This is a genomic window from Herpetosiphon llansteffanensis (assembly GCF_003205875.1).
Taxonomy (GTDB): domain Bacteria; phylum Chloroflexota; class Chloroflexia; order Chloroflexales; family Herpetosiphonaceae; genus Herpetosiphon; species Herpetosiphon llansteffanensis.
Genome location: NZ_PUBZ01000076.1, coordinates 51,212 through 71,915, shown reverse-complemented (window position 1 = coordinate 71,915; position 20,704 = coordinate 51,212). Strand labels below are relative to the sequence as shown.

Sequence of the window (20,704 nt, the reverse complement as noted above, 5' to 3'; positions counted from 1 at the left end):
AAGCTACCTTTCTGAACGAGTAACTATGCGTTGGCCAAACGAAATCAGCAACACAATCACAAAAAACACCACCGAAAGCGCCGAGGCATAGCCAACTTTTTGATTGCGAAAGCCACTATTCACAATATGCAGCATTGCCGTGACGGTCGCATCGTTAGGGCCGCCTTTGGTCATAATCTCAACTTGATCGAACAATTTGAAGGCCATAATCGTGGTCGAAATCACGACAAAAATCGAGGTGTTGCGCAATTGGGGCAGCGTTACAAAGCGAAACTGTTGCCAAGCATTGGCTCCATCCAATTGAGCTGCTTCGTACAATTCGCCAGGAATTTCCTGCAAACCTGCCAAATAAATCACCATCTGAAAGCCCACGCCCTGCCAGATCGACATCAACATAATTGCTGGAAAGGCCAATTTTGGGTCTTCAAGCCAGCGATACGGGCCTAGTTGGCCAAAGCTGATGGTTTGAATAAAGCTATTGATGATGCCCTGATCGGGATTGTAGAGAAAGGTCCAAACCACCGCCACAATTGCCATCATCGTGACAACTGGCATAAAATAGATGGTGCGAAAAAAGTTGATCGCTTTGATTTTCTGGTTAACCAAGATTGCCAAAAATAGGGCAAAACTGGTTTGTACTGGCACAACAATCAGCACAAACAAGAAATTATTCAGCAACGCACGCACAAAGGTTGCGTCTTGCCACATTGCCAAATAATGTTTGAAGCCAACAAAACGGGTTGGTAGATTGAGGTTTGGCACCAAGCGTTGGTCGGTCAGCGAGAGATAAAATGCCAAGCCAAACGGTGCAATCAAAAAGATGCTGAGCAACAGCAGCGCTGGAGCAACGAAGGCCCAAGCAACTCGCTGCTCGCGCCGTTTCCAGCCCAGCATTGGCGTGCGTGGAGTGGCTTGTGGCTGCGCGGTCGGCGATTTTGAAATCGTCATCAGCAAGACTCCTTGGGAAGAACCAAGCCGCTGAAGCCAACGGCTTGATTGTTGAAGGCACTACTTCACCGGATAGCCTTGGTTATCTTCAATGTCGGCATCAATTTTTTGCGCCGCTTTATCCAACTCGGTTTGCACATCGGCTCCAGCCACAATATTATCGACTGCCTCAGCAAACGCGCTGGTAATCACCGGATAAGCGGGCGTGATTGGGCGGGGCACAGCAACACCATTGGTTAATTGCTGCACATAGATATTCAGCGGCGCGCCATCACCAAATAATGTCGATTTGGCAATTGCCGAGGTACGCGCTGGAACTGCGCCGTTGGCATCGCTCATGCGCAACACTTCTTCTGGCGAAACAATAAACGACAGCACTTCGGCAGCGGCAGCAGGGTTGGCACACTTGCTAGTAATACCCCAATTCCACGAACCCATGCCAGTTTTCGCGCCCTTGCCCAAATCGGCAGCAGGCAAAACCAATAAATCAGCGCCCAGTGCCTTGGCATAATCGGGATACGCCCAGTGGCCAACCCAGCTCAACGCAGCCTTGCCCTCAGCAAAATCGGTATCACCAGCAGGCTTGGGGTTAACATAGCCATTCGTAAACAGGCTTTGAAACCATTGCATTGCCTCAACAGAAGCCGCTCCATTCAATGTGCCACTGGCTTTTTGATAATTCGAGCGATCGATCAAATCGCCACCGAACGATTGCAAGAAGGGCGAAAAGCCATAGCTAAACCACTCGCCACGCCCATAATTCATTTTCAATTCAAGCGGATATTGCAACCCATTGGCTTTGAGTTTGCTCAAGGCTTGGTCAAGCTCGGCCCGCGTCCATGGTTGCGCAAGCGTTGGAATACGCACGCCAGCTTTTTCCAACAGAGCTTTATTAGCATAGAAGCCCAATCCCGAATCGAACTGACCAAGGCTATACAATTTGCCGTTGTAGGTGCCTTGTTGAATGATTGAGGGCAAGAAATCGGCTTTAACCTCAGCAGCAATCAACGAATCTAAGGGCTGCAAATAGCCCGACCACGCATAGTTATAGACAAACGGCCCATCAAAATCGAGCAAACATGGCAATTCGCCAGCTAAGGCAGCAGCATTAACCTGATCGTTATATGCGCCTTCGGGCAATTCAATAGCTTCGATTTTAATCGCTGAATTTTTGGCGGCGAAGGCTTGGAGGGTTGCATTCAAGGCATCGCGTTCAGCGCCTTGGCCTGAGTGAAACCAAAGCGTAACCGTGCCACTCGCAGCACCAGCATTGGCATCGATTGTTGAAGTAATGGGCAGCGTGGTTGGCGTGGCAGTCGCGCCACATCCAGCCAAAATCAAGCAGACAAGCAAACTAAACGAGCGAATCCATGGTCGTTTCATGGTGGTGTATCCTCATTGATGAAACCAAATGTCAGGCTCCTGCGGAATTGATTGGCTTAGACTGGCAATTAATGCTGAGCAGACTCCTTTATCATACGCTATTTTTCCATGAAAACGTTTCCATCATTCGGATAAAAAAATGCTCGTTTTAGGCACATGATGAGCCGAACAAAAACGAGTTTGTGGAGCATTAGCTTGAAAAAATAGGTGTTTAGTTTGAATCTTGGTTATTTGCAGCAATGGAAGCGTTTCCATTACGATATAGTAAAGTTGCAAGCTTGTCAAGTGTGAATTTTGGCTTCATCAAGCCCATAGGCGTAGCAGTTAGTTGTAATAGCTCATTGAATTAACAACCGGCATATTCCTGCAATCCAAGCCCAGCCAACGGTTGGGTTCTGCTGAACACCACCAATCCGCAGGTTCATCGATAAATGCCGTTTGGTCGCGGATTATCATTGAGGGGGTGCAGGGGGATTAAAGCCCCCTGCGTCTCCCGCTGGCGGGACGGAAGGGTGGAAAAGGATCATGATAATTAATGTGATCAACCATTACAGGTAGTAAACAGCGATCACACAACTTCAGTAGAGAAAGATCGATGAGCGAACGAAGTTTTGAGCTAAATATGCCAAACGAGCACGATTTTGAGCTTTTTCAAAACCATGCTCGTTTGTTTGACTGACAAACATTGTTTATACGCCAAAAAAGCGCTACTGTAGCACAGGCTCACGCTACAAACGGCGGCTTATTCGGCTTGCATGCCTGGCACGTAATATTGGGCCACATATTCTTTGAGCATGCGACGGAAGCTAAATTCTGGTGCAACCGTGCGAATCGATTCCTTCATGGTTGCAATCCACTTGTGGGGCAAGCCATTAGCATCGCGCTCGTAGAATGCTGGCACAACCTCGTTTTCCAACAAGCTATACAACGATTCTGCATCATCAATATCTTGTTGTTCGAGATCGTCGTAGCCAGCTTCGCGGCCAATTGCCCAGCCGTTCTTGCCATTGTAGGCTTCGCGCCACCAACCATCAAGCACGCTCAGGTTTGGCACACCGTTCATGCCAGCTTTTTCGCCGCTCGTGCCCGATGCTTCCAATGGTCGGCGTGGGTTATTCAACCATACGTCAACACTTTGCACCAAATGGCGGCCAACGTTAATATCGTATTCTTCAATAAAGAAGATCTTGCCGCGCAGCTCTGGATCGCGAGCCATGTTGTAGACGGCGCGAATAAAGCTCTTGCCTGGCTCATCTGCTGGGTGCGATTTACCAGCAAAAATGATTTGCACTGGGCGCTCTGGATTATTCAAAATTCGCTTGATCCGATCCAAATCGCGGAAAATCAAGGTTGCGCGTTTGTAGGTGGCAAACCGCCGAGCAAAACCAATCAACAAGGCGTTGGGGTTAACATCGCCGCTAATTGCATCGTCGCGGTGGTAGCCAAGCCGGCGTTGTCGCTGCCAAGCTCGTTCACGAATAAAGCGAGCCAAATCGTGCTTCAAACCAGAGTGCACGCCCCAAAGCACTTCATCGGGCATATTGGTGATGCGTTCCCAAGTTGTAGGTTCGTCCATCACCTCGCGCCAACCAGCGCCAAGCACCGAATCGTACATATTGGCCATCGCTGGAGCCAGCCAGGTATCCGAGTGCACACCGTTGGTCACATGGCCAATTGGCACTTCATCAACCGATTTGCCTGGATACAAGAATTGCCACATTTGGCGGGCAACTGCGCCGTGCAATTCGCTCACGCCGTTATGATATTCCGATAAGCGCAACGCCAGCACCGTCATGCTAAACGTTGGCCCCCAGCTTTGTTGCTGCAAGGCAATATTCATAAAGGTATCGCGATCGATGCCCAATTGCGGCCAATAGTTGTGGAAGAATTGATCGATCAGATCAAGTGGGAAGGCATCGTTACCAGCTGGCACTGGGGTGTGGGTGGTAAAGACTGAACGCTTGCGCACTTCAGCAACGGCATGCTCAAGGTTTTCGCCACGCTGCACCCGTTCGCGCAACAATTCTAAGCCCAAAAATGCTGAGTGGCCTTCGTTCATGTGCCAAACAGTTGGGTTGATGTTGAGGGCGCGTAAAACCCGCACGCCTGCAATCCCCAAGATAATTTCTTGCGCCACCCGCAGCCATTGATCGCCGCCATACAAACGGGCCGACAATTCGCGATCTTCAGGGCGATTTTCATCAACGTCGGTATCCATCAGCAGCAAGGTAATGCGGCCAACTTGGAAGCGCCAAACTTTAACAAACACCGTGCGCCCGGGCAGATCGACGCTCACGCGCAGTTCGCTGCCATCGCTATTGCGCACCACCAAGGCTGGCAATTCGGCAAAATTCAAGCGTTCGTAAAGCGCTTCTTGCGTGCCTTCGCTATTGATAAATTGGCGAAAATAGCCTTGGGGATATAAAAAGCCAACCCCAACAAATGGCAAACCAATATCGCTCGCTTCTTTACAATGGTCGCCAGACAAAATGCCCAAGCCACCAGAGTAAATTGGCAACGATTCATGAATGCCAAACTCAGCCGAAAAATAGGCAATCGTGTGATCTTTGTGGTCAGGATGATTACGAGCAAACCAGGTGCGATCATCACGCATATAATGATCAAATTTGATCGTTACCCGATCATACTGTGCCAAATAATTGCTATCAAGGGCTTTTTGTTCAAGGCTAGCCAAGCTAACTTCACGCAAAAATTTCACTGGATTATGACCCGTGCGCTCCCACAACGTTGCATCAATCGTTTGGTAGAGTGCTTGGGCTTCTGGTTGCCAACTCCACCAAAGGTTATACGCCAACTCATAGAGTCGGTTAATCCGTTGGGGCAGTGGGGCAAACTGCGGTGGTAATTCAGCAACGTTCATTGCAACTCCTTGTACTACGATTAATTAAAAAACGATGCCGCTAGCCAGAAAGAGCCTGCCGCAACATCGCGTTGTTTGTTTTGAGCCTGAACGTTAGTGCCTATTATGGCTTAAAAGCGGGGGAGTTGCAACCGTTTTTGAAAGGATGAAGGATGAAGGATGAGGGATGAAATCAAAAAGAACAAAGAGCATAGAGCATAGAACATAAAGCGAAAGGATGAAGGATGAGGGATGAGGGATGAAGTTTAACGCAGAGGCGCAGAGAGAATGAGGCTATGGGCTGTTGGCTATCGGGGATTTCTTGCAATGGCAACAATTGTTCCGATAGCCCATAGCCTAGAGCCAAAAGCCACATCCCCTTCGCGTTCTTCGCGTTCTTCGCGGTTTCAATCCTTCGTGCTCTTCGTGCTCTTCGTGGATCAACCCTATCCACGGCGCGATCGTGCCCGATACAGCACAGTCAAATAGAGCATCAAGCCAAAACTCAGAAAATTCGCCCCCCGTGGATTAATCGCGCTCCATAGCCAATTGCCAGTTTGCTCACGCAAATCATCAAACAGCTTGCCAACCTTGGGAATCAACAAAAGATCGTAGCCCAACACCAACGATGCAGCAATCAACGGGGCAATAATCCGCCGCGAGCCAGCCAAAACTACAATAATTAAGGCGATTGCTGAAACTCGAAATTCGGCTAAACCAGGCGAAATATAGCTAAAACTCGCAGCAAATAAGCCGCCAGCCAACGCCGCTACACTGCCGCCCCACGTATAGGCCAAACGCTTGATTGCCATTGGCTCAACCCCAACGCTCGCCGCCGCCAATTCATCGCTGGCCAAGGCCGCCAATGCCCGCCCATAGCGCGAACGCAACAGGTTATAGCCAAGCACTCCAACTCCAGCCACAACCGCCAAAATTGCATAATAGCTTGCGCTTGGCGCAGCTAAATCAAGGCCAAACAGCTGAAGCGGCGGCACGCCAGCAATGCCACTTGCACCATTAGTTACGCTCCGCCAGTTTTGGCCAATGCGATGAGCAATTACGCCAAGGGCAAACGTGACAATCGCCAACAATTCATTATCCAAGCGCGCTGCCAAAACGCCAATCAACCAACCAAACACGCCGCCACCCAAACAGCAAACGACGATGATTCCCGCCAACTCTCCTGATGCTAACCATGTTTGCCAGCCGCCATGCAAGCCAGTGCTCATCAAGCCCACCAAATAAGCGCCGAGCACAAAGGGCGCAGCATAGCCAAGATCAAGCATGCCGCCCCAACCAACAATCACATTCAAGCCCAAGGCTAGCAAGCCATAAATTAAAATTTGGATTGCCGCCACTTGGATGCCCAATTCAAACCAACTATCGAGCAATGGCACGCAGGCAAGCAAGGCAGGAATAAACAACCAACGCCAATTTTGTTTCACAGACTGAACTGTGCCAACAATCGCTGTATTGATCGGGTTATCGCTGTTTGGCTGTTGGCGGAGCACGACAATCAATACCAACAAGCCAAGCGTTAGCGCCGGAGTCCATTGGGCCGCAATAAAATAATCGCTGAAGGCGGCCAACAAACCCAACGCCAAGCCACTCAGCAAGGCTCCCAATGGGCGGCCAATTCCGCCAAGCAAGGCCGCAGTAAAGGCAATTAAGCCACTTTGCGCCCCATAATTGGTATAGGGCGCGGTGTAATACAAGGCAAATAGCAAAGCCGCCAAGCCTGCCAAAGCCCCGCCAAGCGCAAAAGTTTGGCGCAAGGTCGCGCTATAGTTGATGCCACAGAGTTGCGCCATCGTTGGATCGGCAGCGCTAGCTTGCAATTTCCAGCCAAAACGAGTGCGCTTGAGCAGCCAATGTATGCCGAATGCAACCGCGATCGCCAACCCCAGCACAATCAAATCTTTGCCCTGCAACACCAGCGCCGCATCACCAAACAAATTGCCATGCGGCAACAAATCGGGCACGTTAATCCGTGCTACCTCAGGAATACCAGGCACGCTGCGATGTTCGCCCGGAATCACTGCGTTGGTCAGGGTGCGCACAAACAAAGCTGCTTGATACAGCATAAATGAGATGCCGAGCGTTGCCATCAATGGCGCTAAACGGGAAGAGGCGCGAAAAGGTCGAAAGCCAATCTGCTCAATAATCACGCCTGTGCCAGCCCCAACCAAAGTACATATTAATAAAACTGCCAGCAAGCCAAAGCCAAGCCACCACCAAGTTTGACCAACCTGCAAGCCCAAAATCGCAATCGATTCGGCAGCCAGCACCGTAAGCAACGAAAATAAATCGCCATGGGCAAAATTGAGCATGCGCACAACGCTATACACCAACGTGACGCTGATTGCATTCAAGCCAATAATCGCCCCATTGGCCAAACCAAAAATAACCAATTGCAGCAAAAGCTGGCTACACGAAAACTGGGCCCCACCACAAGCAGTCATTGTGATTCCCCCAAACAAATTGCAATTATGGATTGATGGAGAGGTTAAAGCAAAGAGCGAACTCGTGTGAGTTCGCTCTTATGGTAGCTTAAGCGGTGTGGCGACGCAAAAAATACAGTTGGCTATCAAATGGTTCCTCGCCAACGGGTGGCAGCGCACAGCCATAGAGGCCATTGGGCAGCAATACGCGCGCTTTGGCAGTATCACGCCATGCTACGCCCAAAATTTCTTCGCGAATATAGCTCAACAAACTAGGATCTTCGATTGGAAACAACACCTCGACCCGTCGATCTAAGTTGCGCTCCATTAAATCGGCGCTGCCAACATACAATTGCTCGTCGCCACCGTTACGCGCATAATACAGCCGACTATGCTCCAAAAAGCGCCCAACAATGCTGCGTACCTGAATAGTTTCACTCAAACCTTCAACCCCAGGCCGCAACGAACACATACCACGCACCAATAGCTGAATTTCAACCCCAGCTTGCGAAGCACGATACAGCAACTGAATAATGGTTGGGTCAACCAGCGAATTCATTTTGAAAAAGAGTTTGCCACCACGCCCAGCTTGTTGATGCTGAATCTCGCGCTCAATCATTTGGGTCAAGCGCCGGCGCAAGTTAATCGGCGCAATCCACAATTTGCGAAAGTGATTTTGGCGCGAATAACCAGTCAAATAATTAAACAAATCCGAGGCATCAGCCCCAAATTCCTGATTGCAGGTCAACAAGCCAAGATCGGTATAAATATTGGCGGTCACTGCATTGTAATTGCCAGTGCCAAGGTGTAAATAGCGCGATAAGCCATCACGCTCTTTGCGCACAACCAAAGCTACTTTGCAGTGCGTTTTCAAGCCCATCAAACCATACACCACATGCACGCCTTCACGTTCAAGCGCCTTGGCCCATTCAATATTATTTTCTTCGTCGAAGCGTGCCTTCAGTTCCACCAACACCGCAACTTGCTTATCGTTCTCACGGGCTTTGAGCAACGCCTTGACGATTGGCGAGTTCGAGCCAACCCGATAGAGGGTTTGCTTAATCGCCAAAACATTGGGGTCACGCGCTGCCGCCTGCAAAAAATCGACAACAGGGGTGAATGAATCAAAGGGATGGTGCAACAGCACATCACGGCGTTGCACCACATTAAACAAATCTTCGCCAGTGGAAAGCACCGCTGGCACGCTTGGCTTGAATGGTGGCAACTTCAACTGCCAACGATCCAAGCGCACAACACTCATGAGGCTGCTCAAATCAAGCGCACCATTTAATTGATAGACATCATCGCGCTCAACTTCGAGATTCTCGATCAGCAATTCAACAATGCGCGGCGGCATGGTCGAATGCACCGAGAGCTTGGTTACCGAGCCAAAACGGCGTTGACGCACGCCAGCCTGAATCGTTTCCAGCAAATCAGCTGCTTCATCTTCTTCAATTTCAACATCGGCGTTGCGAATAACCCGAAAGGTATAGGCCTCGGAAACCTGCATGCCAGGAAAAAGCGTGCTAATATTTTCGGCAATAATTTGTTCGAGCCAAGTAAAACAGACCGTATTTGGCTGCTCGCTGGGCACTGCTACCAAGCGCTGCAACGAAGCAGGCACTTTAATCCGCGCAAAATGCTCATCGTTATCAGGGTCGTGAATCACAACCGCCAAATTGAGGCTCAAATTGGAAATATGCGGAAATGGGTGGCCTGGATCAAAGGCTAAGGGAGTTAATACGGGGAAAATTTCATTATCAAAATAATTTTTCAGCCACGCTTGTTGATGAATCGAAAGCTGGTCATATTCATGAATAAACACGCCTTCTTCAGCCAATTTTGGTTGCAAATCTTGGGCGAAGCATGATCGTTGCAATTCCATCAATGGCGCAACCGCAGCGCGAATTGCCCGCAACTGCTCAAGCGGCGTTTTACCATCAGCAGAGCGCTCGAATACCCGCGCTGCAACTTGCTGACGAATGCCCGAAACCCGAATCATAAAAAACTCATCGAGATTGGTGCTGAAGATCGCCAAAAATTTTACCCGCTCCAACAAGGGCAAGGAAGGGTCAAGCGCCTCTTCCAAAACGCGGCGATGAAAGGCCAGCGCACTCAATTCACGATTGAGAAAATTTTTCGGGTCAGCCAGATTCAGTGGTTCAGCAACTGTGTCGTATACAAGCAACTCAGCCATGGGACGCTTCTTTCCACATTCATACATAATCAAAACGGCTTGACCATTGTAGGGCAAAAACGATGCCAAGCAAGCCCAAAATCGCCCATTTTGCTGAAATTTAACCAAGGTTTAAAGAAAGAACTGATCGCGATTTTCATCCTCGTGGACAGCCCCAGTGATGGCGAGAATGCCAATCCAGAAGCCGCGTGACACTCGATAGCAGAAGAGTTGAAAAATACTAAGCACACTAATTAAACCAGCAGTGCCAAGGATTAAATGGCCTGGCCATTGCCAAACCAAAATTAATGCGCCAGCAAAGCCAAGCGCAACCGTGATCGTTAATGAAATGCCCATTGCGCCGGTGCTTTGATCGCCCGTGCCTTCATAGCGCAAACCGCAGGCAGCACAACCCTCGTTCAGGCCAAAAAATGTTTTGAACATGCGCCCATAGCCGCATGTGGGGCAACGCCCAGCTAAACCGCGCCAGAGCATCAAAAGTGCGTTAAACATCTGCTTCCCTTGCGCCAAAACAGACCATGCATAATCCATAAGTCCTGTTATAGCCTAGGCCAGCCCTAAAAAGCTGTGCAACAAGACGATTTATGCGGTATGATAGCGAAAATTACTCCGGAGTGAGCAACAAACTCACGCTTGCCGAGTAGCAATATCATACCGTATAATACGCATAGACTCCATTCGCAAGCTTTTGTTGTGGCTCATCTTCGCGTTCGACTTCAGGGAGGCCGCTTGGACATCGTTAATATTCCAATTCTTAAGATCGAGAACTTTTTAATTGCTTCAGTTCAGGTTGCCCTGTATGACATGCAAGCAATTCAGTTCAAAGACGCGGTTCTCCAGAAGATCTATGAGACCAAAGCAAAAGGGGTCATCATCGATCTAACGGCGATGGATGTACTAGACAGCTTCGTAGGCCGCTTAATTAGTGATATTGCGGCGATGGCACGCCTGATGGGGACAACCGTTGTTATTACAGGGTTGCAACCCGCCGTCGCAATTACGTTGGTAGAGCTGGGGCTTGAGTTGCCTGGTGTCACAACGGCGCTGAATTTGGAAAAAGGCATCGCTAAGCTGCGGCTGATTACGGAGAACAATGCGGATGGCAATGCCTAATAAAGTCATCACAATTCAGAGCGACCTCGACATTGTGGCGGCACGGATGGCAGCCCGCGATATGGCTAAGTCAATGGGCTTTGGCGCTATCGACCAAGCACGGATTGCTACCGCGATCTCCGAACTGGCACGGAATATTTATCTCTACGCCGGTGAAGGTACTGTCACAGTGAGCGAAATACAACAGGGGCTCCGCAAAGGGCTTCAGGTCGTCTGCGAAGACCAAGGGCCAGGCATCGAGGATATTAGCCTCGTAATGCAGGATGGCTACACCACCTCCAAGGGGATGGGGATGGGGATGCCAGGTGCAAAGCGGCTCATGGACGAGTTCGAAATTGAATCGATCGTCGGCGAAGGTACCAAAATTACCTGCCGTAAATGGAAACGCCCCTAAACTAAGATTTTTGCAACCGCACTTCCAAGAGCAGCACCTGCTGCTCTTTTATTATTTAACGAGAATACGGACGCTACCAAGGACAAAAAGATGGACAAGCGTGCGGACAACACGATCGTATTATCGCGATACAATCAGTGTGTGATCATCAATAACTCATTGTTGGAGGAAGTTCGTCTATGGCAGACACACTCAAGATTGTTGGAATTTCGGGCAGCTTGCGCAAGGATTCGTTCAACACAGCGTTGTTGCACGCCGCAGCCGAATTAATGCCCGCTGGAGTGGAATTTAGCATCGTTACGTTGCACGAAATCGAGTTATTCAACGAGGATGTGGAACGCGAGGGCTTTCCCGCCGCTGTCGTTGCCTTTCGTGAGGCCATTAGCAGCGCCGATGCCTTACTGATCGCCACGCCAGAATATAACTACTCGATTCCTGGGGTGTTGAAAAATGCGCTCGATTGGGCTTCGCGGCCAAGCAGCAATGGCGAGATGCCCTTGAGTGGCAAACCATTGGGCATTATCGGTGCAAGCGTCGGAGCCTATGGCACTGCGCGCGGCCAACATCACTTACGTCAAGTTACGGTTAATACCAACATGCATCCCTTAAATAAACCTGAGGTGATGATTACCTTCGCAGATAAAAAGTTTAGCGCTGGTCAACTACACGATGAACCAACCCGCAAGGTTGTGCGTACTCATTTAGAAGCGCTTGTGGCTTGGACGAAACGGTTAAGTCAATAAATCTTTAATTAGGGCAACCGGGTCGTCGCATGTTCACACAAAGGAGTGTTGATTATGTCGATTTTGGGCTTACATCATATTACAATTGTTAGTGCAGATGCGCAGCGGACCGTCGATTTTTACACTGGAGTATTGGGTCTGCGCTTAGTCAAGCAAACCGTGAATTTCGACGATCCGGGCTCCTATCATCTTTATTTTGGTGATGCACATGGCTCTGCTGGGACGATCATCACCTTTTTTGAATGGCCGCGCGCGCCGCGTGGCGCAACTGGTATTGGTGGCACGCATCACCTTGCGCTGAGCGTCGCCAATGAGCAAGCCTTGCTCAAATGGAAACGGCGTTTGCTCGATGCTAAAGTGCAAGTCAACGGGCCATATGATCGCAACTATTTCAAATCGCTGTACTTCCGCGATCCCGATGGCACGATTTTGGAAATCGCCACCAAAGGCCCAGATTGGACGGTCGATGAGCCATTGGAAAGCCTTGGCCAAAAAGCAATCCTGCCCCCCATGGAATTGATGAGCATTAACCGCAACGAATGCGATATTGCCACCATTAATTGGCCCGAACCAGTGCCGGAAATTACTGCCGATATGTCGTTGCACGAAGGCTTGCACCATATTTCAGCCATCGGCGCAAGCGTCGAGCGCTCGCACGAGTTTTATGCTGAGGTCTTGGGCTTGCAACGGGTCAAAATGACCTACAACTTCGACGATCCAACGGCAGCACATTGGTATTGGGGCGCTGATAATGGCCGACCTGGCACGTTGATGACCTATTTTGAGCGTGATCCAGCCCATACCCGACCTGTGCGCATGGGCGCTGGCCAAACCCATCATATTGCCTTTGCGGTTGCCAACGACGATGAGCAATTGGCTTGGCGCGAACGCTTGCTGAGCTTTGGCAAACGGGTTTCGCCAGTCCAAGATCGGACCTATTTCAAAAGCATTTACACCAACGATCCCGATGGCCATATCATCGAACTTGCGACCGTTGGGCCAGGCTTTGCCGTCGATGAGCCAGTTGAGCAATTGGGCAAAACGCTCAAATTGCCGCCGTGGCTCGAACAACAACGCAGCCTGATCGAAGAACATCTTACGCCGTTGGTTATTCCATGTAGCACATTGGCAGTTGTGGAGCAAACTCATGCATTCTAATCCGATTCTTCAAACTGGCAGCAGCCTCGAACAAGCCACAGGAGCCATGATTATGGTTCATGGGCGGGGCGCTGATGCTGAAAGTATTTTGAGTTTGAGCCAAGCTTTTGAGCGGCCAGATTGGGCTTATCTTGCGCCCCAAGCAGATAATCACACCTGGTATCCGCAGCGCTTTATCGAGCCAGTTGCGCGCAATCAACCAGCACTGGATTTTGCTTTGGCAGCAGTTGGCCAAGTCATCGCCCACGCTGAAGCGCATAATATTCCACGCAACAAAATCGTAGTGCTGGGCTTCTCGCAAGGTGCATGTTTGGCCTTGGAATGGGTGGCGCGCAATGGGCAGGGCATCGCTGGCGTGGTGGCCTTAAGCGGCGGCTTGATTGGCGCAGGCACGCATTTGCCAAGCTATAGCACAAAGCTTGAAGGCACAACCGCATTTCTCGGCTGTAGCGACCGCGATTTCCATATTGCTGCCGAGCGGGTGCGTGAAAGCGCCAGTGTTTTCGAGCAAGCTGGGGCAACTGTCGATATGCGGCTTTACCCAAATATGGGCCACACCGTCAACGACGATGAAATTGCCGCAATTCAGGCCTTGTTGAAAAAGATCGGTTAGGTGTAATCGAGCAGCAAATGACGCTCAAAAAGTGTGGTTTGCTGCTCGGTTTCGTGTAATTTGACAAACAAACTATTCTCCGCTATAATGCTCCGCGCAACGATAAAAAAAAGCAACGGGGTGTAGCGCAGTTGGTAGCGCGCGACGTTTGGGACGTTGAGGTCGTAGGTTCGAATCCTATCACCCCGACCACTAACAACGAGAGCAAATTGCTCTCGTTGTTTTTTTTGTTGTTTTGCTGCAAGGAGCGACCATGCAGATTCGCGATGCAATTATTGCGGTTACCAATCGGGCGGATTTAAGCCAAGACGATGCGGCGGCGGTGATGGAGCAGATGATGAATGGCGAGGCCACGCCAGCCCAAATCGCGGCCTTGCTAACAGCATTACATTTCAAAGGTGAAACAGACGCAGAAATTGCTGGTATGGCCCAAGTGATGCGCGCCAAATCGCTGGCTGTACCACATGATGGCGGCGTGGTCGATACCTGTGGCACTGGCGGCGATCATTCGAATACCTTCAATATTTCGACGACTGCGGCGTTTGTGGCTGCTGGAGCTGGCGCAACCGTGGCCAAACACGGCAATCGCGCTATGTCATCGAAATGTGGCTCAGCTGATGTGCTCGAAGGTTTAGGCGTGAATATCGAACTCGATGCAGAAGGCGTAGCGCGCTGTTTGCGCCAAGCTGGCATTGGCTTTATGTTTGCGCCCAAGTTTCACCCCGCCATGCGCTACGCTGGGCCAGTGCGCCGCGAAATAGGTATTCGCACAATCTTCAATGTGTTGGGGCCGCTAACCAACCCAGCGCGGGCAGAATATCAGGTGATTGGGGTTGCGAACGCCGAGCTAGCCGAAAAATTGGCGAATGCGCTGAGCAAAATGGGCATTCGGCGCGCGCTTGTGGTGCATGGCAGCGATGGGCTTGATGAAATTTCGATCAGCGCCCCAACCTTGGTGTTTGATGTACGCGCTGGCACAACTCCGCAAGCCTCGACAATTAGCCCCAGCGATTTTGGCTTGAACATTGCCCCACGTGAAGCAATTGCTGGTGGCTCAGTTGCCGAAAATGTTGCCATGACCAAGGCGATTCTTGATGGCAGCGATACTGGCCCACGCCGCGATATTGTGTTGCTGAACGCTGCTGCTGCGCTCATTGCCTGCGAACGCGCCGCATCATTTGGCGAGGCTATGAGCCAAGCACAAGCGGCAATCGCAACTGGCGCTGCCAACCAACGCATGCAACGCATGATCGCCGCAAGCCAAGCCTAACGTTGCTTGATCAGGCGGGCCAAAGCTTGATTCTCACGCCAAATAGCAAGCGGCGAACGGGCTGGCTGAATCCAGCGATCAAGTTCGTTGATTGCCGCAGTACGACGATTTTGAATTGCTTGGCGTTGCTGACGCAATTGGGGCCATTGGCGCAAGCCATGCAAACGGCCACTGATCGTCGTCCAGCGGCGGCGCACAAGCGCTTGAGCACAAGCTAGACTATCGTAGGCCAGCATCAACGGTAGATCACGGGCCAACAACGGCGTTGGCCAGCAACGCAGAATTGCCCGCCAACGATTACGCGCAATCAGCCAATCCTTGAAGGGCGAACCTTCGCCACCAGTCGCCGAGTAGATATGCCGCGCCACGGCCTGTGGCGCAAGCACAGTTTGCCATTCGCGCAATTGCAACCGCCACGCCAAATCAACATCTTCCAAATAGGCAAAGTAGCCTTCATCAAAGATGCCAACATCGGCTAAAGCAGCGCGTCGATAGGCCACCGCACCACCACTGCCACCCCAAATCGCCCTTGGTTGCAGCGTCAATTGATCGAGCGCTTGCAATAAGCCTGCGTCGGTGGCCACCCCATCACGATAGAGCTGAATGCCAGCAGAGGCGATAATTGTGGGCTGATGAGCAAAAGTCATTACGCCAGCGCTCGCAGCGAGGGTTGGTTGTTGTTCAAATGGCGCTAAAATGGCCGCGATGAAATTTGGCTCAACGATTGCATCATTATTCAACAACAGCAGCACATCGCCACGCGCCACGTGTAAACCAACATTCACCCCACCGCTAAATCCACGATTCTTGGGTAGCGCCAGCAAACGCACTTGCGGATAATGGTGATGCAGCCACACCGCAGAGCCATCGTGCGATCCATTATCAACCACTAGCACTTCAATCGAGCTATCGCACTGGGGCAATAAGGCATTCAGGCAATCGGCCAACAGCCCGCGACCATTCCAATTTAAAATAATGACAGAACACTTCATATAAAAAAAAGCGATTGGTTGCCCAATCGCTCAATCCTTAGTATATTTACGAATCAAAGAGTACAGCCAACCAACGCCGCCAATTGGGCGTTGGATTTGCTGGCGGCAGCACAACTGGCTCAGCGGCTGGGGTATCCAAGGCCGCAGTTGATGAAACCGTCAGCGTTGGCGTAACCACGCTAACATGCAACACCACATCGCCTGGCTTGGCCATATCGAGCATATCGCGGGCGGCCAGTTCAATTGCTGCATCGGAGCGCACATAGGCGGCGCGATCGCGCAAGCTTTGGCTTTCGGCTGCTAAGCGGGCATTTTCGGCCTCTAAAGCTTGGGCTTGCTGCTCCATGGTATAGCCTTGAACGACCAAGCTGCCAAACAGCACCATAAGATACAGCGCAAAGGCAGCTAAGCCCCAGGTTACCACGAGCGTTGCGCCGCTACGCAATTGGGTTGGTTGCGGAATTTGGGGTTTACGCCACTGTGGCCAGCGCCAACGAGCCATAACACCCTCCTCAATCGATAAAGAGCAGCGTTAGCCTAGCACAATGATTTGGCAAAATCAGCCAACCATGATGACAAATTGCTAACAACGCTGCTTGAGGAATTAAACCCCGCTTGGTTCTTCGTTTAAGCGTGAGCGTGGTGCTTCGAGCAACAATGGTTCATCAACATTCGATGTCATGCTGCTTTGGCCACGGAACAAACCACCTGGCTCGATGTGCAACGAAGCGGCGGTAATATCGCCCCAAACCTTGCCTGAAGGCGAGATTTCGAGTTGCTCGGTTGCCACGACTTGGCCTTTGACAGCGCCTGAAACGTGGATATTTTGGGCTTTGAGCGTCGCAATCACGCGGCCAGTTGAGCCAACGATCAAATTGCCAAGCACCTCGATTTCGCCCTCAACAGAGCCATCAACCCGCACGTTGCCGTCGGATTTGAGGGTTCCAACAAAGGTGGTATTGGCTCCAATCACGGTTTCAGGCTTGCCAGTTGGTGATTGAGCGATAGGTTGTACCACTTTTTTGTTGCCGAATAAGCTCATGAATTGCCTCCTGTTGTAGCGGGTAGAGCTGCTGATTCCGGTGCATCGAATTGTCCAAGCGCTTGCGCGATTGAAGCAACTTCTTCTTCGGAAAGCGTATGGGTCGATTGGCCGCGTTGCACGGCTTTGGCGTAGGTGCGCACGCCTGAGCGACTATAGATACTGCTCAGGACAACCCCGGTTTGTTCGCCATCAAGCAGTGCCAAAGCATAGCTTTGATCGCCACCAACATCGCCAAATGGATTAAAACGCACCAGCCCAACATGATGCAGGCTGCTGCGGCCCAAACGCCGAACTTCACGTTCGAGGGTGGTTATTTGATCATCGTGATGCGCAACTTGCAGCGAGCGTTGCAGCCAAATATCTTCGAGATGCTCAGCATCAACGCCTTTGGTGAGGGCAGTATACCGTTGATCGGTGGCACGCAGACGTTTGCTTAAATGCCCAATCCAGACCAGCAAGCCAAGTATCAGTAGGCTACTGCCGATCCAGAGATAGAAGCCATAGGTTGTCCAAAAAGCTATCAAGGATATGCCTCGTCTTCAAAACTGCCTTCCATTATAAACGAGGCTATCACCCTCACGCAAACGACGATCAAGAATATAAGGATGAAGGATGAAGGATGAAGGATGAAGGATGAGGGATGAAGGGGCGAGGATTCAGGCTATTGGCTCTAGGCTATTGACTATGAGAAGCATAATCAAATCAATCTGTGGAATCTGTGGCTAAAAAATACTCATTCGTGGAATTCGTGCAATTCGTGGCAAAAAACGAATCTTCGCGCTCTTCGCGTTCTTCGCGGTTTCCGTTTTTGCATAACTCAGCGAAATCGGCTAGCATGGAGTGCTGAATTATGCTAGGAGTTTGGGTATGTTGCCACCAGCCTTGCGGGTTGCCTTAGAACGAGAATTAACTGGCACTGATCAAAAGCGTTTGGCGGCGGCAGCGAGCGGGCTTTCCGAGCGTTATCGCGAAGGCCATAGCCGCACAACTGCGCCATTTGTGCAAAATGCCGCCGACGTGTTGGCCTATGCCGCCACGCGCATGCCCGCAACCCTTGGCGCGCTCAAGGCGGCGTGTGCGGAAATTGCCCAACGTCAACCAAGCTTCCAACCCCAAAACCAGCTTGATCTCGGGGCCGGAACTGGCGCTGCAACTTGGGCTGCCAGCCTCGTTTGGACGACGCTTCAGCACCATCATTTACTCGAACGCGAAAGCACAATGCTGCAATTAGGCCAACGCTTGATGCAAGCAGGCCCAAGCTCGTTGCAAAAGGCCCATTGGCAACAAACCAATTTGCCCAATTCGAGCAATTTAGGCAGTTATGATTTGGTGACTATTGGCTATGTGTTGGGTGAATTAAACGTAACCCAACGCCAGCAACTATTTGCTCAAGCTTGGCAAGCCACCAGCGGCAGTTTATTAATCGTAGAGCCTGGCACGCCGCGCGGCTTTGAATTAATTTTGGCGGCGCGCGAGTTTTTGCTTGGCCAGCAAGCCCATTTAATTGCGCCCTGCCCGCATCAAGCTACTTGCCCAATGCAAGCCAACGATTGGTGTCATTTTGCCACGCGCATTGAGCGAACGCGCTTTCATCGCAGCCTCAAAGGTGCAGAGCTTGGCTATGAAGATGAAAAATGGAGCTACATTGCGGTTAGCCGCCAGCCAACTCAGCTAGTGCCAGCGCGGATCATTCGCCATCCCTTTCAACAACCACAGCGCATTCAATTGCAACTGTGCACACCCCAAGGCTTGCACAGCACGACGATTAATAAACGTGATGCTCAATGGAAGGCAGCGCGCAAAGCAGAATGGGGCGATAGCTTCGAGCCAAATCTGGGCCAAGATTAACTTTATTCATTGAAAGCTATGCTGAATATGCCCCGCAGACCGTGCTATACTATTGAGGGTATCAGCACATTACACAGCTTCATTAACCCTGCTGAATTCCAGCACAAGCCCATGTCAATTGATGGCCGAACGGCCCTTGGCGGATGTGCTTTTTACCCTTGAAACAAGCCAAGCCTTGCTTGCGTTTCAAGCTTTTTTCAAGTATGCTACAGGGAAGCAAATGCCATTTGAAGGCATGTTGTCAACCTGATTTTCCGGCACAGGAGGCTCTCAAATGAGCGATGTAGCAGTAAGACCAATGACTGCAATTGAAATCGATCCAGCATTGGTAACGGTGACGGCATCAGCAGCAAATCGGTTGTTGTCGATCAAGCAAGAAAAAGAATTGTCCGACGAATATGCGCTGCGGGTTTTTGTGGCCGGTGGCGGCTGTTCAGGCTTGCAATATGGTATGAGCTTCGATGATCAAACCAACGAAGGCGATACCGAATTCTATGCAAGCGGCTTGCGCGTCTTGGTCGACCCAATGAGCGCTCAATACATTGGCGGCGCATCAATCGACTACATCGATAGCTTGATGGGTGGCGGTTTCAAAATTGATAACCCCAACGCAACCTCAAGCTGTGGCTGTGGTAGCTCGTTCAAACCTAAAGATGGCGAAGCTGCTGCCAGCGGTGGTAGCTGTGGCAGTGGGGCTGGCGGCGGCTGCGGCTGTCACTAAGCCTGCGCCCAAAGCTTAAGCTGTTCTACGATACAGTGAGCGGGGACGAGAGACTCGTCCCCGTTTGTTATGTTTCATGAAACGATCAACCTTCTATCTGTGGCTTGGCAGCCTCTATACATTGGCCGTATTTGGCCTAGCATGGCATAATTGGAATGGCGGAAGTAGCCAACCAATTATTCAGTGGCAGGTCGGGGCAACGATCAGCGTCGCCATCCAGCAAGGCGGGAGTGTTGCCTTGATTAATGTCGTTGGCAATCTGGCGGCGTTTGCACCCACAGCGTGGCTTTTAGCCTATTGGCGACCAGCACTGCGGCTCGGGCAACTTGGCTTAATTGGGCTTGGCTTAAGCTGCATCGTGGAGCTTGGCCAATATTGGCTGGGCTATCGCGTTGTCGATATTGACGATGTTGTGTTGAATAGCTTGGGGTTTGGCTGTGCTGGCTGGTTGGCTAAGCTTAGCCAACGCGTAATGCTCCATTATACGAGGGAAGTCGATCGTGCTTAATCCAGCCTATGGCGAGCATTGGCTCACTGCTTATTGTTTCCAAAGCACAAATCAGCAAATTATTGCCGCCGCAGTGCGCATGATCACCCAATGTCAGGATCAAGCTCCGCTGCCCGTTGCATGGCAACCAACTCAAGCCTTTGGCGAACACAATGGCCAAGGCATGCCAACGGCGTATCATATTGCGCCAGCCCAAGGCGATTGGGTGATCGTTTACCCTAATCGCTATGCCAATTTAGCCTTTGCCTCATCGCTCTCACGCCAATCGCGCAAACTAACTGTGGCCTACTTTCCTCAACGCCGCGAGGCTTGGGAGCGTGGTCACCCTGCCGAGCTACCAACAATGCCCGATTTAGAACTAGTGGATTGTCGCTATTTTAGCCAATTGATTCAACCGCCAGTCGCCGATTGGTCAGCTTGGATTCACTTGTGGCATCCGCGGTGGAATGCCCCTAGCCAAGGAGCTTAAG

Annotated in this window: 20 protein-coding genes and 1 tRNA gene; 11 read left to right on the top strand and 10 right to left on the bottom strand. The window is 50.9% G+C overall.

Going from position 1 to position 20,704, the window contains the following annotated elements:
* Nucleotides 1–3 precede the first annotated feature (3 nt).
* The 6 genes from C5S61_RS04860 to C5S61_RS04835 all read right to left on the bottom strand — a co-directional run bounded on the left by C5S61_RS04860 (nt 4) and on the right by C5S61_RS04835 (nt 10,321).
* On the bottom strand, nt 4–948 hold the full coding sequence (locus tag C5S61_RS04860; RefSeq protein WP_110513963.1) for a carbohydrate ABC transporter permease: 945 nt from the start codon (nt 946–948) through the stop codon (nt 4–6).
* Between the two features lie 60 nt (nt 949–1,008).
* Entirely contained in the window at nt 1,009–2,331 is a 1,323-nt protein-coding gene (locus C5S61_RS04855; protein ID WP_110513962.1) for an ABC transporter substrate-binding protein, read from the bottom strand.
* A 742-nt stretch (nt 2,332–3,073) separates the two neighbouring features.
* On the bottom strand, nt 3,074–5,212 hold the full coding sequence (glgP, locus tag C5S61_RS04850) for an alpha-glucan family phosphorylase (protein WP_110513961.1): 2,139 nt from the start codon (nt 5,210–5,212) through the stop codon (nt 3,074–3,076).
* A 425-nt stretch (nt 5,213–5,637) separates the two neighbouring features.
* Nucleotides 5,638–7,653 carry an ABC transporter permease gene (locus C5S61_RS04845; RefSeq protein ID WP_110513960.1) on the bottom strand — a complete coding sequence of 672 codons (2,016 nt, stop codon included), beginning with the start codon at nt 7,651–7,653 and terminating at the stop codon, nt 5,638–5,640.
* A gap of 88 nt (nt 7,654–7,741) precedes the next feature.
* On the bottom strand, nt 7,742–9,829 hold the full coding sequence (gene ppk1 / locus C5S61_RS04840) for a polyphosphate kinase 1 (RefSeq protein WP_110514008.1): 2,088 nt from the start codon (nt 9,827–9,829) through the stop codon (nt 7,742–7,744).
* Between the two features lie 111 nt (nt 9,830–9,940).
* Nucleotides 9,941–10,321 carry a DUF983 domain-containing protein gene (locus tag C5S61_RS04835; RefSeq protein ID WP_164689235.1) on the bottom strand — a complete coding sequence of 127 codons (381 nt, stop codon included), beginning with the start codon at nt 10,319–10,321 and terminating at the stop codon, nt 9,941–9,943.
* Between the two features lie 237 nt (nt 10,322–10,558).
* Here C5S61_RS04835 and C5S61_RS04830 point away from each other — a divergent pair, with 237 nt between their 5' ends.
* The 7 genes from C5S61_RS04830 to trpD all read left to right on the top strand — a co-directional run bounded on the left by C5S61_RS04830 (nt 10,559) and on the right by trpD (nt 15,120).
* Complete coding sequence (locus C5S61_RS04830) at nt 10,559–10,942, top strand: STAS domain-containing protein (RefSeq protein ID WP_012190223.1); 384 nt, start codon at nt 10,559–10,561, stop codon at nt 10,940–10,942.
* The gene (locus C5S61_RS04825) at nt 10,923–11,336 is read left to right on the top strand and encodes an anti-sigma regulatory factor (protein WP_110513958.1); all 414 of its coding nucleotides are present in this window, start codon (nt 10,923–10,925) and stop codon (nt 11,334–11,336) included. The genes C5S61_RS04830 and C5S61_RS04825 overlap by 20 nt, the downstream gene beginning before the upstream one ends.
* A gap of 179 nt (nt 11,337–11,515) precedes the next feature.
* Nucleotides 11,516–12,079 (top strand): NADPH-dependent FMN reductase, encoded by a 564-nt coding sequence (locus C5S61_RS04820; protein WP_110513957.1) that lies wholly within the window; start codon nt 11,516–11,518, stop codon nt 12,077–12,079.
* Between the two features lie 54 nt (nt 12,080–12,133).
* A complete protein-coding gene (locus C5S61_RS04815; protein ID WP_110513956.1) occupies nt 12,134–13,237 on the top strand; it encodes a VOC family protein in 1,104 nt (367 codons plus the stop codon).
* A complete protein-coding gene (locus tag C5S61_RS04810) occupies nt 13,227–13,850 on the top strand; it encodes an alpha/beta hydrolase (protein ID WP_110513955.1) in 624 nt (207 codons plus the stop codon). Before C5S61_RS04815 ends, C5S61_RS04810 begins: the two co-directional genes overlap by 11 nt.
* 116 nt (nt 13,851–13,966) lie before the next feature.
* Nucleotides 13,967–14,042, top strand: a tRNA-Pro gene (locus C5S61_RS04805).
* Nucleotides 14,043–14,103: 61 nt separating this feature from the next.
* Nucleotides 14,104–15,120, top strand: a complete 1,017-nt coding sequence (trpD, locus tag C5S61_RS04800; RefSeq protein WP_110513954.1) for an anthranilate phosphoribosyltransferase — start codon at nt 14,104–14,106, stop codon at nt 15,118–15,120.
* On the opposite strand, the gene C5S61_RS04795 is transcribed toward trpD, so the two are convergent.
* The 4 genes from C5S61_RS04795 to C5S61_RS04780 all read right to left on the bottom strand — a co-directional run bounded on the left by C5S61_RS04795 (nt 15,117) and on the right by C5S61_RS04780 (nt 17,681).
* Complete coding sequence (locus C5S61_RS04795) at nt 15,117–16,112, bottom strand: glycosyltransferase family 2 protein (RefSeq protein ID WP_110513953.1); 996 nt, start codon at nt 16,110–16,112, stop codon at nt 15,117–15,119. The two genes, trpD and C5S61_RS04795, sit on opposite strands and share 4 nt — an antisense overlap.
* 46 nt (nt 16,113–16,158) lie before the next feature.
* Nucleotides 16,159–16,614, bottom strand: a complete 456-nt coding sequence (locus C5S61_RS04790; protein WP_110513952.1) for an FtsB family cell division protein — start codon at nt 16,612–16,614, stop codon at nt 16,159–16,161.
* Nucleotides 16,615–16,716: 102 nt separating this feature from the next.
* Complete coding sequence (locus C5S61_RS04785; protein ID WP_110513951.1) at nt 16,717–17,154, bottom strand: bactofilin family protein; 438 nt, start codon at nt 17,152–17,154, stop codon at nt 16,717–16,719.
* On the bottom strand, nt 17,151–17,681 hold the full coding sequence (locus C5S61_RS04780; protein WP_164689234.1) for a DUF4446 family protein: 531 nt from the start codon (nt 17,679–17,681) through the stop codon (nt 17,151–17,153). The genes C5S61_RS04785 and C5S61_RS04780 overlap by 4 nt, the downstream gene beginning before the upstream one ends.
* A 343-nt stretch (nt 17,682–18,024) precedes the next feature.
* On the opposite strand from C5S61_RS04780, the gene C5S61_RS04775 reads away from it, so the two are divergent.
* The 4 genes from C5S61_RS04775 (at nt 18,025) to C5S61_RS04760 (ending at nt 20,703) form a co-directional block, all read left to right on the top strand.
* Entirely contained in the window at nt 18,025–19,005 is a 981-nt protein-coding gene (locus C5S61_RS04775; RefSeq protein ID WP_110513949.1) for a small ribosomal subunit Rsm22 family protein, read from the top strand.
* 298 nt (nt 19,006–19,303) lie between these two features.
* Nucleotides 19,304–19,726 carry an iron-sulfur cluster insertion protein ErpA gene (erpA, locus tag C5S61_RS04770; RefSeq protein WP_164689233.1) on the top strand — a complete coding sequence of 141 codons (423 nt, stop codon included), beginning with the start codon at nt 19,304–19,306 and terminating at the stop codon, nt 19,724–19,726.
* 76 nt (nt 19,727–19,802) lie between these two features.
* On the top strand, nt 19,803–20,234 hold the full coding sequence (locus C5S61_RS04765; RefSeq protein ID WP_110513947.1) for a VanZ family protein: 432 nt from the start codon (nt 19,803–19,805) through the stop codon (nt 20,232–20,234).
* A complete protein-coding gene (locus C5S61_RS04760; protein ID WP_110513946.1) occupies nt 20,227–20,703 on the top strand; it encodes a hypothetical protein in 477 nt (158 codons plus the stop codon). The genes C5S61_RS04765 and C5S61_RS04760 overlap by 8 nt, the downstream gene beginning before the upstream one ends.
* Nucleotide 20,704 lies beyond the last annotated feature (1 nt).